Genomic DNA, 15,188 nt, shown 5'->3' on the forward strand with positions numbered 1-15,188 from the left:
CACATTGGTTGCATGTGACGCACCCAATGCCACATTGGGGCGCTACCGAGCCGCCCGGAGCTCCCTCATGGGACCGCCGGGCTGCCTCCGGCCTGCACCGGCAACCCGGCCGCCGACCAAGCGCGGAAGCCGCCCGCCAGATCCGTCGCCTTGGTAAGCCCGAGCCGCTGCAGGTCCGCCGCCGCGAGGCTCGACGCGTAGCCCTCGTTGCACACCACCACGGCCACCGTCTCCGCGGTCACGCCCGGCAGCCGCCATTCGCTGTCCGGCGCCAGCCGCCATTCCAGGTGGATCCGCTCGACCACCACCGAGCCCGGGATCTCCCCCTCGGCAAGCCGGTTCGCGTGCGGCCGGATGTCGACGATCAACGCGCCATCGGCCTGCAGCGCGGCAGCCTGCGCCGGGTCCGCCCGATCCAGCGTGGACCGGGCGGTGCCGAGGAACCCGTCGATTGCACTCATGACCTGAGGATGACAGGCAGCGGCGGGATTTCGGTCGGTACATCGGCAAGAGTCGTGTACTCGCGGGTCGGCACCAGCGGCGGCGAATACGCGTGCACGCTCGCAGCCGGCTCGGCCCCGATCCCGGTCACCTGGTGTGCGCGCCCGGCGCCGAAGCCGATGCCCTGCCCGGCGACGTGCGTCCGGCGCCGGACCGGCCCGCCGGGGTAGCGGTATTCCTCGCCGAGCTCGCCCTGCAGCACGGTGAACGAACCGGCCGCGCCGCCGTGGTCGTGCGGTTTCGTCTGCTGGCCGGGCAGCCACGACAGCAGCCACAGCTCGACGCCGTCGGTCAGCGCGAGCCGCGCCCACCAGCGCTGGTCCTCGTCGAAGCGGAGGATTTCGCGGAGGCCGCTGGTCAGTTCGGTGGTGACGGTGCGGGTGAGGTCGGCCAGCTCCCGCGGCGTCCACAGCAGCCGGGCGGGGTGCAGCAGGTCGGGCAGCAGCGGGTCGGTGAGGCGGGGGTGGATTTCGACGTCAGGTCGGACGATCGACGTGGTCAACGCAACTTCTCCTGGAGTGGTCGGGATGTGCCGGACGCAGGCGATGCGCGGCACGCCGACGGGCTCAGCGTGCGTGCCGCGCCGGGCTACATCCGCTCGAAGCCACCAGGAGCAGGTCGATCGCGCGACGGCGCCAGAACGAGCCCCGGCTCACGGGGACGGCGGCGTGCGCGGACCTGGACACGCCCCGGATGCTGCCACAGCGCCGGGTCCGGCGGCCGCGTGTCCCACCGGCTGGACACCGTGGGCGGCATTACCCCGGGCGGGTGCGCACACGCGCGCGACCGACCGCCACAATGGGCCCCGTGAGCGAGCCGATCCTGCCCAGCGATCCTGACGACCTCGTGGTGGCGATGTCCGGTGTCGGCGTCCGCCGTACCGGCAACGACCTCCTCGCAGACCTCGACTGGTCGGTGGAGCTGGACGAACGATGGGTGGTGCTCGGGCCGAACGGCGCGGGCAAGACCACCCTGCTGCGCCTGGCCGCCGCCGAGCTGCACCCCACCACCGGCGTCGTCGACCTGCTCGGTGACCGCATCGGCCGGGTCAACATCTTCGACCTCCGCCCGCGCATCGGGTTCACCTCCGCGGCGATCGCGCAGCGCGTGCCCGGCGAGGAGCTGGTCGCGGACGTCGTGGTCAGCGCCGGGTACGCGGTGATGGGCCGCTGGCGTGAGCAATACGACAAACTCGACCTCGACCGGGCCACCGAGCTCCTCGGCACGCTCGGCATCGCACACCTGGCCGAACGCACGTACGGCACGCTCAGCGAGGGCGAGCGCAAGCGGGTGCTCATCGCCCGGTCCCTGATGACCGACCCGGAGCTGCTGCTGCTCGACGAGCCCGCCGCCGGTCTCGACCTCGGCGGCCGGGAGGACCTGGTCGCCCGGCTGTCCACGCTCGCGCTCGACCCGGACGCGCCGGCGATGGTGCTGGTCACCCACCACGTCGAGGAGATCCCGCCGGGCTTCACCCACGCGCTGCTGCTGCGCGAGGGCCGCGCGGTGGTGTCCGGCCTGGTGGACGACGTCATCACCGGGGAGAACCTGTCCAAGACGTTCGACCAGGACCTCGTGCTGGAACGTTCGGGCGAGCGGTTCTTCGCCCGCCGCCGGTAGGTTGTCCTTACTGCTCGGTAGCGTCGCTGTTGATTGAGGAGGATTTCGCGTGGGAGAGTTCGTAACCCTGGAGGTCGAGGGCGGAGTCGGCACGATCCGGCTGGACCGGCCGCCGGTCAACGCGCTGAACAACCAGGTGCAGGCCGAGCTCGCCGAGGCCGCGCGCGAGGCGTCCGACCGCGACGACGTGCGCGCCGTCATCCTCTACGGCGGCGAGAAGACCTTCGCCGGTGGCGCGGACATCAAGGAAATGGCCGCGCGTACGTACCCGGAGATCGCGAAGTTCGGCGCCGAGCTCACCGCGTCGCTCGCGCGGATCGCGAACATCCCGAAGCCGGTCGTCGCCGCGATCACCGGGTACGCGCTCGGCGGCGGCCTGGAGCTGGCGCTCACCGCGGATCGCCGGGTCGCCGGTGACAACGTCAAGGTCGGCCAGCCGGAGATCCAGCTCGGCATCATCCCGGGCGCGGGCGGCACGCAGCGGCTCGCGCGGCTGATCGGTGCGAGCAAGACCAAGGACCTCGTCTACACCGGCCGGTTCGTGAAGGCCGACGAGGCGCTGCAGCTGGGTATCCTCGACGAGGTCGTGGCGCCGGACGACGTCTACGCGGCCGCGCACAAGTGGGCTGCGCAGTTCGCGAACGGTCCTGCCGTCGCGCTGCGCGCTGCCAAGGCCGCGATCGACTCCGGGCTGGACGTCGACCTGGCTACCGGCTTGAAGATCGAAACGCAGCTGTTCACCGCGTTGTGGGCGACGGAGGACCAGCGCAACGGCATGCAGTCGTTCATCGAGAACGGTCCCGGCAAGGCCACCTTCGAGGGGAAGTGACCACGGTGTCCGACCCCGCGCCGCATCCGCACGCCACGGCCGAAGAGGTCAAGGCGGCGTTCGAAGACCCGAAGCTCGCGAATGTCCTGTACCACGACTGGGAAGCCGGGACGTACGACGAGAAGTGGTCGATCTCGTACGACGAGCGCTGCATTTCCTACGCCACCGACGTGTTCAATGCGGTCGCGGGCTCGGACGGCCAGCCGTATGCGCACGCGATGGAATTGGGCAGTGGCACGGGTTTCTTCCTGCTGAACCTGATGCAGGGCGGCGTGGCGAAGAAGGGGTCGGTCACCGATCTTTCGCCGGGGATGGTGCAGGTCGCGTTGCGGAATGCGGAGAAGCTGGGCCTGGACGTCGACGGCCGGGTCGCGGATGCGGAGCGGATCCCGTACGACGACAACACGTTCGACCTCGTGGTGGGACACGCGGTGCTGCACCACATCCCGGACGTAAGGCAGGCGTTCGGCGAAGTGCTGCGCGTGCTGAAGCCGGGCGGGCGATTCGTGTTCGCCGGAGAGCCGACGAAAATCGGTGACCGGTACGCGCGCCGTCTCGGCCAGTTCACCTGGTACGTCACCACGAACCTCACCAAGCTGCCGGTGCTGAGCGCTTGGCGGCGGCCACAGTCCGAATTGGACGAATCCTCGCGCGCGGCGGCGCTCGAGGCAGTGGTCGACCTGCACACGTTCGATCCGTCGGACCTGGAGGCGATGGCGCGCGGGGCCGGTGCGCAGGACGTGCGCGCGGTCACCGAGGAGTTCTCCGCCGCGCTGGCCGGGTGGCCGATCCGCACCTTCGAGGCGGCCGTGCCGCAGGAGAAGCTCACTGTGCGCTGGCGGATGTTCGCCTACCACCTGTGGCTGCGGCTGTCCGCTTTGGACAAGAAGGTGCTGTCGAAGGTGTTGCCGCGGGAGCTGTTCTACAACGTGATGATCACCGGGACCAAACGGCCGTCCTGAATTGCCGTACAGTTTCACGCTCGACGACGTCGCCTTCCTGCGCTCGGCCGCAGGACGGGCGGCGCTCGCCGAATGCTCCACTTTGGACGCTACCACCATCGCCGACGTCACTGCGGCTCGGCGCTTGGTGGGCTCCCGCGCGTCGGCGGTGTTGGAAACCGTTGCGCTGCGGGGTAAATCGTCTGCCAAGCTACTGTCCTCTTCGGACTGGCTCTTCACCGGTGACGCTCTTCAGCAGGCGAGTGCGACGTTGGTCGCGCGGCATCGGGCTTCGCGGTTGGCTGGCCTTGCCGTACACGATGTCACCTGTTCGGTGGGTGCCGACCTGGTCGAGCTGTCCCGGGTGGCTTCTCTCGCCGTGGGGTCCGATGTGGACGCCGTGCGGCTGGAAATGGCTCGGCACAACGCTTCTGCTGCGTTTGTGGTACAGGCCGATGCGCTACGACCAGTTTCCCGTTCTGCTGCGGTAGTCGCCGATCCAGCCCGCCGCTCCGCCGGACGCCGGGTATGGCGTCCAGCCGATTTCCTGCCACCGCTCGACGAACTGGTCGCCGCCTATCCGGGCCGGATCCTCTCGGTGAAATGCGCGCCCGGAATGGACTTTTCCGTTGCGCCGTGGGCGGATGAGGTGGAACTCGTTTCCTTGGACGGCCAGGTACGCGAAGCTTGCTTGTGGCGCGGGCTTTCTTCCGGGGTTGCCAGACGCGCGACAGTGTTGCGTTCGGACGGTACACAATGGACTCTCACGGACGCCTCGCCGGACGACATTCCGGTGCGCGCGGCGGGGGAGTGGCTGGTCGACCCTGATGGAGCGATCGTCCGCGCTGGGCTGGTACGGCATTATGCAGCTCAGCACGGATTGTGGCAGCTGGACGAACGCATCGCGTACCTCACCGGTGACACGCCACCGCCGGGTACGCGGGCTTTCCGGATCGTGGAACAGCTGCCGTTCCGCGAGAAGCCGCTCGGTGCTTTGCTCCGGAAGCTTTCGGTGGGTCGGCTGGAAATCCTGGTGCGTGGTCTGGACGTCGATCCCGACGCGTTGCGTCGCAGGTTGAAACCACGCGGTCACGAAGAGTCCACCGTGGTGCTGACGCGGATCGGCCGGTCCCCGGTGGCCTTCGTGTGCCGGGCGGAACGCATCCCTTCGGAGGGTTTTCAACCGGAGGTACGCGGCGTAAGTTCTGCGGGTTCGGAATAAGACTGGAGGGTCGCTGTGTCTCGTTTTCCCGCTCTCGTCAAGCTGGCCGCTGCGGCGGCCGTCGGAGCCACGGTCGCCGGAGGAGCCACCGCGCTCGCCGGCTCGGATGCCGTCACCGCTGCGCACAGCCGTGAACCGGCCAACATCGGTCAGGTGAAGAACGACGTCAAGGCGTATTACGGCGATTATCTCGACGCCTCGGGCAAACACCATTACTCCGACACCAGCCGGTTCGTCACCGACACCAAACGTGTGGTCGCCGACGCCCAGCGGTACCTCACGAAATCGCTGGGCAAGGTGAAGAACCCGGCGATCGTACTGGACGTCGACGACACTTCCGAGGTCACCTACGGCTGGGAGGCCGACAACGATTTCGGCTTCGACCCGGTGAAACAGCAGAAAGCCATCGACGACGGTACTTTCGTGGCGAACAAACCGGTACTGGAACTGGCGAACTGGGCCGCCCAGCGCGGCGTCCGCGTGTATTTCCTCACCGGCCGCAACGAATTCCAGGGCCCGCAGTCACTGAAGAACCTGGCCAACGAAGGTTACCCGGCCCCCACCGGCGCCTTCTTCAAACCGAAAACCACCGCGCCGGACTACCTGCCCTGCGGGCTCACTTGCAATACGGTGCAATACAAATCCGGCACCCGAGCCCACATCCAGGCGACCGGTTCGCACATCGTGCTCAACATCGGCGACCAGTTCAGCGACCTCGAGGGCGGCTACGCCGACCACCCGGTGAAACTCCCGAACCCGATGTACTACCTGCCCTGACCGGGTTGCCCGGGTCCCGCGCCGGACCCGGGCAACGTCCGTCAGCCGGAATACCCTGCGAAGATCTTCGCGAATTCGTAAGGCTGCTGCGGAATATTGGTGCACCGATACAACGCACCCGTACACGCGTTCGCGTCGCGCCCAGCTTCCCAGAACGACAACATTCCCAAGTGGACACTCCGCGCGAAGTCCACCACTGCGGTCGCGTCCTTCTGGTAGAAGATCTCGTTCTGCGAATCATTGACGCCCAGCATCGGCGTCAGCCCGACCTTCTGCCAAGCCTCCGACAGCCCGAGTACCGATTTCAGTTGCCCCTGCGTGGCTTTCGCCGCCTCGATCGCTTTCGCACCCTGATCGCCCGGCCCCTGGTAGTAATCCATCGCCATCACGTTCACGAGATCAAGATCGACACCCGCATCCTTGGCCGCAGTCACCACGTTCAAGCCGTCCTGGGTGAGCCCGCTGGGTAAAACGGGTAAGGTCAACGAAATCCTGAGCCCGGCATTGGCGTCCTGTACTTTCTTGAGCGCCTGCGACCGCCGCTGAATCGACGCCGTGTCAGCGACCGCCGCCCCCTCGATATCAAGGTCGATATACTTGAGCCCATAAGCTTTCACGACGGCGTCGTACTCCGCCGCGAGCGCATCGACGTCCGGACAAGCCTGGGCAAGCTCAATCCCGGCCGCACCCCCGAAGGACACCTTCACGTCTCCGCCACCAGCGCGAATCTCGCCGATCTCGTCAGCCTGCCACCCCTGCCGAGGATCGTAGGCGTTGAACCAGCTGGCCTTGCACCCGGCCGAAGTGACAAACCCGAGGGTAAAACTCTTCACCCCACCGCGATCCGCCATGTCCGACAACACCGGCGACGGCCAAGCCCCCATATCCACATAAGGCGCAACCGCCACGGCCGCCCCGGCAGCCCGCGCCTGCCCCGGCACCCCGGCGACGACCAGAACCCCACCAAGCACAGCAACCATTTTCCGGGAAGAGAGGAACCGCATAGGTGAAACCTCCACAACGAGAACCGCCGGGTGGGAACCTTTGCCCATTGGTATAGACCAGCATCGCGGCGGAAGCCATCCTCCATTCGGAGTCATGACCATCCCACTGACCGGGAACTCTTTCTTGTGGTCTCACACCGTCTGGTCGCCTCTTTTTCCCGGGGTCTCTTTTGGCGGACCCGCTCTCTGGCTCTCGAGATGGGGTTCCGCTCACCGGCTCCGGGGAGCCTTCGCTCTTCACCTTGCCAGCGGTGCGTCGTTCCAGCCCCCGCCGTTCTCCATTCCCGCCCCCGCCGTCGGCACCCTTCCCTTGGGGCCTTACGTTTCTCCCCGCCCGCTCCCTCGGGTCCCGACGGCTCACCGCCTTTCGCCGTGCCCCATCGCCCCCGCCACTTTCACCGATGCGGGGGTTTCCTCTGCGTCGCTTATCGACGCCCGCAGCCTTCTCTGATGCCCCAGTTTTCTGTTTCGCTTTGTTAGCGCCCGCCGCCCTTACCGGTGCTCGCGCTGCTCGGCGTCCCCCATCGCCGCCGCCCGATACTCGAGCTTCTCCGTAGCCCTCAATACCTGCAGCCTCGCTGATGCCCGCTCTTCTTCGCGCCCATCTCTCGGCCCCCGTCCCCGCTGCCGATGCATGGTCGCGCCGTGCCCCCAGTCTGCTACTGCCGCTGATGCCCGGGTTTCGCTACACCCCGTCAACATTCGCACCCGTCGCCGACGCTTCTCTCGCGTCTCCCGCCGACGCTCGTCCTCTTCGTCGATGCCGTCGTCCTCCACGTAACCCGCCAACAAGCGCGCCCTCCCCGACACCCGCTCCAGGCCCCCTCGATGCCCAAGCCCCTCGTCAATGCCCAGGTTCTTCGCGTCACCCGTCAACGCCGGCTGTTGTCGCGGATGTCCAGGTTCCGGCACGCGACGCCGGTCGTTGTCGTGGATGCCCAGGTTCCCGCACCCCGACACCCGTCGCCGTAATCGATATCCAGGTTTCCCGCGCCCAATACCCGTCACATCACGGATATCCAAGCTCTCCTCGCCCATAACCCGTCACCATCACCGACACCCAAGGCCCGCCTCGCACTCACGGCCCAAGGTTCTCCGCGCAAGTTCTCAGCAGCCCGGCCAACCTCCGCCGCTCCGCGTCCGACATCCCGGTCAGCATCCGCTCCTCCACCTCACCCACCACCCGCTGCGCCCCCTCCAGATGCGCCTCGCCCGGCCCCGTCAGCCGCACCGGCCGCGCCCGTCCCGCCGACGCCTCCTCCGCAACCGCCACCAACCCCGCCGCCCGCAACCCGTTCAGCACATCCCGCAACGACTGCCGCGTAACGAAGCATTGCCGCGCCAACTCCGCCGACGACGCACCCGGGTTCTCCGCCAGTGCAGCCAACACCGCGTACTGCGCCATCGACAACCCGATCGGCCGCAACTGCTCGTCGCACGCCTGCCGGAACGCCTGCTGCACCCGCTTCACCAGATATCCCGGCCGCCGCACAGTCGCCTCTTGACTCATGACAGGAACCTTACACATACTGACCTATGTCAGGAACCTGTCACGCAGAATTCACCCAGGAGCAGCCATGACCGCCACGACCATCCACCCGCACGCCGATCTCGCCACTCTGGTCAACGTCTTCACCGTCGACCCGGCCAACCAGCGCCGGCTCGTCGACGTCCTGACCGCCGCCACGGAAGAAGTCATGCGGCACCGCGCAGGTTTCGTCTCCGCGAACATCCACGCCAGCACCGACGGCACCCGCGTCATCAACTACGCCCAGTGGTCCAGCGCCGAAGCGTTCCAAGCCATGCTCGCCGACCCCGAATGCCGCGACCACATGTCCGCCGCCGCGGCCCTCGCCGAGTACGACCCGCACCTGTACACCGTGGAGTCCGTCCACCACGTCTGACGTCGGCAATCACTTTCCTTTGAGCAGAACAAATCAGTCCTTCCGGGCAACCAGCACAGTGTCCTGAATGGACACTTCCGTGCCGTCCGGCCCGGTCATCGTCCGCCCGCGGTCGTCCGTCGACACCGAGGCCCACGACTGGTCCAGAGTCGCCGCCACGTCCTCGGCGGTGAACATCATGTCCGCGAAGTCCGGCCGCCCGGCGTGGACGTCCGCCGGGTGATGGCCGACCACCAGCAGCGTCCCACCAGGTGCCACGGCGTCCGCGAGCCGCGCGAACGCCCGAGCCCGCCCCGCCGACGGCACATGCAGGAAATGCGACGTCACCAGCTCGAACTTCGATTCCGGCACCCACTCACCCAGGTCCGCGACAACCCACTCGATCCGCTCCGCCACCCCGGCCTCCGCCGCCAGCGCCCGCCCCCGCTCGACGGCCGTCACCGAGAAATCGACCGCTGTCACGTGCCAGCCCTGCTGCGCAAGCCACACCGCGTCGCCACCCTCACCGCAACCAGCGTCCAACGCATGCCCCGGCTCGAGCCCGCTCGCCTCCGTGACCAGCTGCGCATTGGGCCGCCCACTCCAAACCCCCGCCCGCGACCGATACCGGGCATCCCAAGAATCCCGATCAGCCGGCGGCTCATTCCCGTGTTCATGATGCCCGCCTGCCAGCGGCTCGGCTCCTTGGTCCGGGTGCCCGCCGTCGCGCGATTCGGGTCCATGTTCTTCGCCGCGCGTGTCGTCTCCCTGCTTCGGATACCCGCCTGCCTGCGGCTCGGCTTCATGCTCCGGGTGCTCGCCGTCGCGCGATTCGCGTCGATGTCCTCCGCCCCGCGCGTCGTCTCCCATCGGGTACCCGCCTGCCTGCGGCTCGGCTCCATGGTCCGGGCGCTCGCCGTCGCGCGATTCGGGTCCATGTCCTCCGCCCCGCGCGTCGTCTCCCATCGGGTACCCGCCTGCCTGCGGCTCGGTCCCCGACCCCCGACGGCCAGCACCCAGCGTGCCACCCACGGGCTCGCGGCCGTCTCGAACATTGCCTCCGCGCGCAGAACCCCCGCCAACTCGAGCGGAGACTTCACGTTCAAAAGCCCCGTCCGCCCAACTCTTCCCATCCCGCGCGTCCGCTCCCACCTCGCCGACCGGCCACTGACGCTCGCCCTCCCCGCCGACCCGAGCATCCATCCCGTGCTCCCGACCCCCGCTCACCCGCGCCGCAACCTCGCGTTCCATCTCATGCGAGAACGGCTCCTCCGCCAACCGCACAGCCTCCGCCGCGTCCTCCTCGACCAGGTTCGCGTTGATCGCCGCACCGGCGGTCAACCCCGCCGCGGCCGAGACCACGACCTGCGCCCGCATGTCCGCGACATTCCCCGCCACCCACAATCCCGGCACCGACGTCGCTCCGGACGCGTCCGCGGGCACGGCCGTCCCGAGCACAAAACCGTTGAACTCCAACGGAACCGGCTCCACCCCGAGCGGCTTCAGCAGGTCGGCCCGCGCGACGAACCGCGGTGCGACCGCCAGCGCCTCACGTGCCACGACCTCGCCCGATTCGAGCCGGACGCCGGTCATCCGGTCGTCGTCAGCCTCGACCGCGGCGACCACCCCGTCCACGATCCGGATTCCGCGCGCCAGCAGCTGGGTCTCGTCGAAATCGCCATTCGTGTGCCGGAAAACGACGACATCGTCGGTCAGCTGCCGCCACAGCAATGCCTGATGCACGGTCATCGGGCCGGTCGACAGCACGCCGATCGCACGGTCGCGCGCCTCCCAGCCATGGCAGTACGGGCAATGCAGCACGTCGCGACCCCACCGCGCGGCGAGCCCGGCCACCTCCGGCAACTCGTCCTGCAACCCGGTCGCGACCAGCACCCGCCGCGCTCGCGTGGTCCGCCCATCGGCCAGCGTGATCTCGAAACCGTGGTCGATCGACGTCACAGTCTGCTCGACCACCTCGCCGCCGTAACTCGCCAGTTCGGCGCGTCCCAACGCGAGCAGCTCGGCCGGCGGGGTGCTTTCGCGGGCCAGATAGTTGTGCACGTGGCCGGCGGGCGCGTTGCGCGGCTCGCCCGAGTCCACCACCAGCACCGATCGCCGGGACCGCGCGAGCGCCACCGCCCCGCTGAGCCCGGCCGCGCCACCGCCGACCACCACGACGTCGTACTTCTCGTCCACGGGATCCTCCTGTCGTCCTCTCCCCGGACTATCCGCAGAACCCGACAACTTGACAAACATCTTTGCCGAAGTGGCAAATTGAGGGCATGAGCGAAGACGATCAGGACCTCGGCGAAGTCCTGCACGCGGTCGGCCCGCGGCTACGGGCGCTGCGTCGGCAACGCAACGCCACGCTGACCGGCCTTTCCGAAACCACCGGAATCTCGGTCAGCACGTTGTCCCGGCTGGAATCCGGTCAGCGCAAGCCGACCCTGGAACTGTTGCTCACTCTCGCGCGGGCATACCAGGTTCCGCTGGACGAGCTGGTCGGCGCGCCACCTACGGGCGATCCGAGGCTGCACCCGAAGCCGTTCGTCCGGCACGGCAGGACGTATCTGCCGCTGACCCGTCGGCCGGGCGGACTGCGCGCATACAAGATCATCCTGCCGCCGGAGCAGCATGTCGAAGCGCCTGAGCTGCGGGTTCACGAGGGGTACGAATGGATGTATCTGCTCTCCGGACGGTTACGTCTCCTGCTCGGCGACCACGACGTCATCCTGCGTCCGGGTGAAGTCGCCGAGTTCGACACGCACGTTCCGCATTGGTTCGGCAACGCCGGCGACGAGATCTGCGAGCTCCTCGCGCTGTTCGGGCCACAGGGGGAGCGCTTCCACGTCCGCGCGCAGCCGGCTTCTTGACGCATTCCCATATGGGTATATGATTGCCGCATGGCACGGGCAGCAACGACCGCGGACGTCTTCAACGCCGTCGCCGAACCACGGCGACGGGAGATCCTTGACGTCCTCGCCGGGGGCGAGCGTCCGGTGAACGACCTGGTCCGGCTGCTCGGGCTGGGGCAGCCGCAGGTTTCCAAGCACCTGCGAGTGCTGCGCGAAGTGGGCGCGGTCGACGTGCGCGACGAGGGCCGGCAGCGGCTCTACCGGCTCAACGGCCGTGCCCTGAAACCGATCCACGACTGGGTGAGCCGCTACGAGCGGTCTTGGGAAGAGCGTTTCGAGCTGCTGGACTCCGTACTCGAGGAGCTCGGCGAAACCGAGGAGGACGACCATGGCCAACACGACGACCGGCACGGCCAAGGTGACCCTGCCCGCTGACGACCAGATTCTGATCACCCGCGAGTTCGCCGCGCAGCGGCACCTCGTCTACCGCGCGTGGACCACGCCGGACCTGGTCAAGCGCTGGTGGGCAGGCAAACGCGGCACGGTGACGTCAGCGGAGATCGACCTGCGCGTCGGCGGCCAGTGGCGCTACGTCATGACAGCCACCGGCGGCTTCGAGGTCGCTTTCCACGGCGAGTACCGCGAAATCGTGCCGAACGAGCGCCTCGTGAACACCGAGGTCTACGAGACCCCCGGAGCGTCCGATGTGGACGCTCCAGTCGTCACCGTGACGTTCGCGGAATCGGACGGCCGCACCATGGTCACCATGCTGACGCAGACTGGTACCAAAGAATTGCGTGACATGATCATCGAGTCCGGAATGGAAGGCGGAATGCAGGAATCGATGGACGCACTGGAGGAAGTGGCTGTGTCGCTGGCTTGATCATAGCGCAGATCGGCCGCCACGATCGTATGAAAATCGCGGGACACGTGTGCTGGCAACGGTTTCGGCCGCGGACTGGTCAGCCTTTCTGGGGCGGCTTTTGCTCGGACGCTGGCCGGTCCGCGCTGAGACTTGGCTTCTACCGCTTGGTCATCGACAACGGTGCCTGCTACCGCGCGAAAGACTTTGCCACCGTGCTGCACGGAGCACGCCACGAGCGAATCCCCACGCCGAAACGGGAAAGCCGAACGCTGCAACCGGATCCTGGCCGAAGAGTTTCTCTACGCCCGCGCCCGGACCAGCGAACAGCACCGCACCGAAACCCTGACAGTCTGGGACATTCACTACAACTACCATCGGCCACACACCGCTGCCGGAGATCAGCCATCAGCAAACCGACTCTCCGCCAGTGTCCTCGACGTCAGGGCCTCTTACCGGTAACTGCTTCCCCGAGGCCGCCCTCCCGCGGGGGACGGTCCAGCCGCAGCCGGACCGCCCCCCGCGGCCACCGTTCCAGGCCCCGCGGTCACCGTTCCAGCCCCGCGGTTACCGTTCCAGGCCCTGCGGTTACCGTTCCAGGCCCGCGACGATTTCCAGCGTGCGTTCCTTCTCCTCCGCGGTCCCTTCCGGGTGCACGATCAGGTCGGTCGTACCGGCGTCGCGGAACCGGGCGAGTTCGCGCAGCACGTCCGCCTCGTCGCCGACGACGAGGGCGTCTGCCGGACTGTCCAGCCCGCCGCGGTCGAGCACCGCCCGGTACGCGGGCAGGTCGCCGATCATGCTGAAGTTCCGGGCGACTCGCTCCCGCGTGCCGTCCGGGTCGGCGGTCACCGAAACGGTCAGCCCGACGACCACCCGAGCGCCGTCGCCGAGGCGGGGGACCAGGTAGTCCGCGACGAGGTCGGGACGGACCCAGATCGCGATGGTGCCTTCGGCGAGTTCGCGCGTCACCTCCAGCATCCGTGGCCCCAACGCGGAAACGAGCACCGACGGCGGTGGCGTCGGCGCGCTCAACTGAGTGTCCACGGTGAAGAATTCTCCGGAATACTTCACGTGCTCCCCGCGCAGCAACGGTTTCAGCACTTCGAGATACTCCCGGGTGTGCCGGGCGGGTGCGGAGTAGGCGAGGCCCAGCGCACCCTCGATCATGACTTTGTGGCTGGGGCCGATGCCGAGCGTCAGCCGTCCACCGGTCATGGCCTGGACGGCAAGCGCCTCAGTCGCCATCGCGGCGGGGTGCCGTGGGTACGTCGGTACGACGGCCGTGCCCAGCTCAGCAGGGCCGTCACTGAAGTAGGGCAACAGCGCGAGCGCGTCGAGACCATTCGGGAACTGATTGGTCCAGCCGCTGTCGAACCCGCGCGCTGCGTTCTTGACCGCCTCCGCGCGCGCGTCTTCGAGGGGTGCCATACCGCTGCTGTCGAGGTTTGTTCCGATCCGCATGCTGTCCACCTCAGCGCGAACCGGTCCGAAGATCGAGACGCGGTTGGCTCGCGCAGCGATCACGTGATCTGATTGTCGCAGGTGGAGGAGGCACACGATGGAGCTGCGGACCCTGCGTTATTTCGTCACGGTCGCGGAGGAGCTGCACTTCGGGCGTGCAGCCGAGCGGCTGCACATCGTCCAGCCCGCGGTGAGCCAGCAGGTGGCTCGGCTCGAGCGCGAACTCGGGGTCCGCCTGCTGGACCGCTCACCGCGAACGGTCCGGCTCACCCCGGCAGGCACCCGCGTTCTCGCCGCGGCCCGCGACACCCTCGCAGCCGCCGAACGCGTGCGACTGGCCGCCGGGACACCCTCGGACAAGGTCCACATCGGCACCGCGCCGGGCCTGCTGGCGCGACTGGAACGCGGCGTCGAGGTGCTCCGCGACCGTCACCCGGGGTTCGAACTGGTGCTGGTCGACCTCCCGGTGGCGGACCGGCTGACCGCCTTGCGACGAGGCGACCTGGACCTGGTCCTCGCACGCGGCGTCACCGAAGCCGAGGGCCTGCACGTGATCCCGGCGTGGACCGAGCCGCTCCACGCGGTGGTATCCGTGCGCCATCCAGCAGCCAATCGCGGGTCGGCACGCCTTGCCGACTTGGCCGCCGACGTCCTGCGTCTCCCTTCTCCAGCCACCGACCCCTTCCTGTACGACGCAATCAAGTCCGCCTTGGACAACGCCGGTGTCACCGTCCGTCTCGGCCGCCCGACGGGCACGGTCGAGGACACGCTCGTCGAACTGGGCACCACGCCCGACACCTGGGCCCTCCTGCCCGTCGACCAGGTGACCACGACGTCAACCCGCGTGCGCTCCCTCCCCTTGGACCCACCTCTGGAGATCGCGGGCGCAGTCCTGATCCCGGCAGACCACGACAGCCACGGCTGCACCGCCTTGGTGGCAACCGCGTTCCGGGATGCAGGCGAGGTCTCGTGAGACGGGCTCCTTGCGCGGACGGCTTGTGTTGCCGGTAGGCGGGTTGGTTCGCCTGCCGGGTTTCAGCCCTTCTCCGAGGTGATCCCTTCCACGACGTGATCGCTCGGCATGACGTGTTCGATCGTCGAGCCTGGACTCGCCTGATCGCTGGGTTCGGGCGTGCTTGATCGTCGAGCCTGGACTCGCCTGATCGTTGGGTCCGAACGCGCCCGATCGTCGAGCCTGGACTCGCCTGATCGTTGGGTCCGAACGCGCCC

Annotated in this window: 16 protein-coding genes and 1 pseudogene; 11 read left to right on the forward strand and 6 right to left on the reverse strand. The window is 68.0% G+C overall.

Going from position 1 to position 15,188, the window contains the following annotated elements; translation table 11 throughout:
- Positions 1–65: 65 nt before the first annotated feature.
- Positions 66–461: a rhodanese-like domain-containing protein gene (locus OO71_RS23005; RefSeq protein WP_033291933.1), complete on the reverse strand. Its 396-nt coding sequence runs from the start codon at positions 459–461 to the stop codon at positions 66–68.
- Complete coding sequence (locus tag OO71_RS23010; protein ID WP_033291934.1) at positions 458–1,003, reverse strand: cysteine dioxygenase; 546 nt, start codon at positions 1,001–1,003, stop codon at positions 458–460. The genes OO71_RS23005 and OO71_RS23010 overlap by 4 nt, the downstream gene beginning before the upstream one ends.
- A 296-nt stretch (positions 1,004–1,299) precedes the next feature.
- On the opposite strand from OO71_RS23010, the gene OO71_RS23015 reads away from it, so the two are divergent.
- From OO71_RS23015 to OO71_RS23035, 5 genes are read left to right on the forward strand one after another with little or no spacing between them, the layout of a single operon-like run.
- Positions 1,300–2,121: an ABC transporter ATP-binding protein gene (locus OO71_RS23015; protein ID WP_033291935.1), complete on the forward strand. Its 822-nt coding sequence runs from the start codon at positions 1,300–1,302 to the stop codon at positions 2,119–2,121.
- Between the two features lie 49 nt (positions 2,122–2,170).
- Entirely contained in the window at positions 2,171–2,950 is a 780-nt protein-coding gene (locus OO71_RS23020) for an enoyl-CoA hydratase/isomerase family protein (protein WP_033291936.1), read from the forward strand.
- Complete coding sequence (locus OO71_RS23025; RefSeq protein ID WP_033291937.1) at positions 2,947–3,912, forward strand: class I SAM-dependent methyltransferase; 966 nt, start codon at positions 2,947–2,949, stop codon at positions 3,910–3,912. Before OO71_RS23020 ends, OO71_RS23025 begins: the two co-directional genes overlap by 4 nt.
- 1 nt (position 3,913) lies before the next feature.
- Positions 3,914–5,113, forward strand: coding sequence for a THUMP-like domain-containing protein (locus tag OO71_RS23030; RefSeq protein WP_033291938.1), 1,200 nt, complete (start codon positions 3,914–3,916; stop codon positions 5,111–5,113).
- A gap of 15 nt (positions 5,114–5,128) precedes the next feature.
- A complete protein-coding gene (locus OO71_RS23035; protein ID WP_033291939.1) occupies positions 5,129–5,890 on the forward strand; it encodes an HAD family acid phosphatase in 762 nt (253 codons plus the stop codon).
- Positions 5,891–5,931: 41 nt separating this feature from the next.
- On the opposite strand, the gene OO71_RS23040 is transcribed toward OO71_RS23035, so the two are convergent.
- Positions 5,932–6,894 carry a chitinase gene (locus OO71_RS23040; RefSeq protein ID WP_033291940.1) on the reverse strand — a complete coding sequence of 321 codons (963 nt, stop codon included), beginning with the start codon at positions 6,892–6,894 and terminating at the stop codon, positions 5,932–5,934.
- Between the two features lie 1,078 nt (positions 6,895–7,972).
- Positions 7,973–8,404 (reverse strand): MarR family winged helix-turn-helix transcriptional regulator, encoded by a 432-nt coding sequence (locus OO71_RS23050; RefSeq protein ID WP_033291942.1) that lies wholly within the window; start codon positions 8,402–8,404, stop codon positions 7,973–7,975.
- A gap of 67 nt (positions 8,405–8,471) precedes the next feature.
- Between OO71_RS23050 and OO71_RS23055 the strand changes: the two genes are divergently transcribed.
- Positions 8,472–8,798, forward strand: coding sequence for a putative quinol monooxygenase (locus OO71_RS23055; protein ID WP_033291943.1), 327 nt, complete (start codon positions 8,472–8,474; stop codon positions 8,796–8,798).
- Positions 8,799–8,831: 33 nt separating this feature from the next.
- Here the strand turns inward: OO71_RS23055 and OO71_RS53140 are convergent, their stop codons facing one another.
- Complete coding sequence (locus OO71_RS53140; protein ID WP_342669945.1) at positions 8,832–10,973, reverse strand: FAD-dependent oxidoreductase; 2,142 nt, start codon at positions 10,971–10,973, stop codon at positions 8,832–8,834.
- Positions 10,974–11,059: 86 nt separating this feature from the next.
- Between OO71_RS53140 and OO71_RS23070 the strand changes: the two genes are divergently transcribed.
- The 4 genes and pseudogenes from OO71_RS23070 to OO71_RS49115 form a co-directional block, all read left to right on the forward strand.
- Complete coding sequence (locus OO71_RS23070) at positions 11,060–11,650, forward strand: helix-turn-helix domain-containing protein (RefSeq protein ID WP_033291944.1); 591 nt, start codon at positions 11,060–11,062, stop codon at positions 11,648–11,650.
- Positions 11,651–11,680: 30 nt separating this feature from the next.
- Entirely contained in the window at positions 11,681–12,067 is a 387-nt protein-coding gene (locus OO71_RS23075; RefSeq protein WP_033292019.1) for an ArsR/SmtB family transcription factor, read from the forward strand.
- Complete coding sequence (locus OO71_RS23080) at positions 12,021–12,515, forward strand: SRPBCC family protein (protein WP_033291945.1); 495 nt, start codon at positions 12,021–12,023, stop codon at positions 12,513–12,515. The genes OO71_RS23075 and OO71_RS23080 overlap by 47 nt, the downstream gene beginning before the upstream one ends.
- A gap of 143 nt (positions 12,516–12,658) precedes the next feature.
- A pseudogene (locus OO71_RS49115) lies at positions 12,659–12,956 on the forward strand (integrase core domain-containing protein); the annotation flags it as partial.
- 126 nt (positions 12,957–13,082) lie between these two features.
- Here OO71_RS49115 and OO71_RS23085 read toward each other — a convergent pair.
- Positions 13,083–13,958, reverse strand: a complete 876-nt coding sequence (locus tag OO71_RS23085) for a TIGR03564 family F420-dependent LLM class oxidoreductase (protein ID WP_033291946.1) — start codon at positions 13,956–13,958, stop codon at positions 13,083–13,085.
- Positions 13,959–14,055: 97 nt separating this feature from the next.
- Here OO71_RS23085 and OO71_RS23090 point away from each other — a divergent pair, with 97 nt between their 5' ends.
- A complete protein-coding gene (locus OO71_RS23090; RefSeq protein WP_033291947.1) occupies positions 14,056–14,931 on the forward strand; it encodes a LysR family transcriptional regulator in 876 nt (291 codons plus the stop codon).
- Positions 14,932–15,188: the final 257 nt, after the last annotated feature.

It is taken from the genome of Amycolatopsis jejuensis, from assembly GCF_000717335.1.
In the GTDB taxonomy this organism is placed as follows: domain Bacteria; phylum Actinomycetota; class Actinomycetes; order Mycobacteriales; family Pseudonocardiaceae; genus Amycolatopsis; species Amycolatopsis jejuensis.

Excerpts from the sequence above, each read along its gene's own strand:
- OO71_RS23080 (WP_033291945.1), top strand. The coding sequence starts at position 12,021 with ATGGCCAACACGACGACCGGCACGGCCAAGGTGACCCTGCCCGCTGAC.
- OO71_RS23055 (WP_033291943.1), top strand. The coding sequence starts at position 8,472 with ATGACCGCCACGACCATCCACCCGCACGCCGATCTCGCCACTCTGGTC.
- OO71_RS23015 (WP_033291935.1), top strand. The coding sequence starts at position 1,300 with ATGGGCCCCGTGAGCGAGCCGATCCTGCCCAGCGATCCTGACGACCTC.
- OO71_RS23040 (WP_033291940.1), bottom strand. The coding sequence starts at position 6,894 with ATGCGGTTCCTCTCTTCCCGGAAAATGGTTGCTGTGCTTGGTGGGGTT.
- OO71_RS23085 (WP_033291946.1), bottom strand. The coding sequence starts at position 13,958 with ATGCGGATCGGAACAAACCTCGACAGCAGCGGTATGGCACCCCTCGAA.
- OO71_RS23005 (WP_033291933.1), bottom strand. The coding sequence starts at position 461 with ATGAGTGCAATCGACGGGTTCCTCGGCACCGCCCGGTCCACGCTGGAT.
- OO71_RS23070 (WP_033291944.1), top strand. The coding sequence starts at position 11,060 with ATGAGCGAAGACGATCAGGACCTCGGCGAAGTCCTGCACGCGGTCGGC.
- OO71_RS23075 (WP_033292019.1), top strand. The coding sequence starts at position 11,681 with ATGGCACGGGCAGCAACGACCGCGGACGTCTTCAACGCCGTCGCCGAA.
- OO71_RS23050 (WP_033291942.1), bottom strand. The coding sequence starts at position 8,404 with ATGAGTCAAGAGGCGACTGTGCGGCGGCCGGGATATCTGGTGAAGCGG.
- OO71_RS23090 (WP_033291947.1), top strand. The coding sequence starts at position 14,056 with ATGGAGCTGCGGACCCTGCGTTATTTCGTCACGGTCGCGGAGGAGCTG.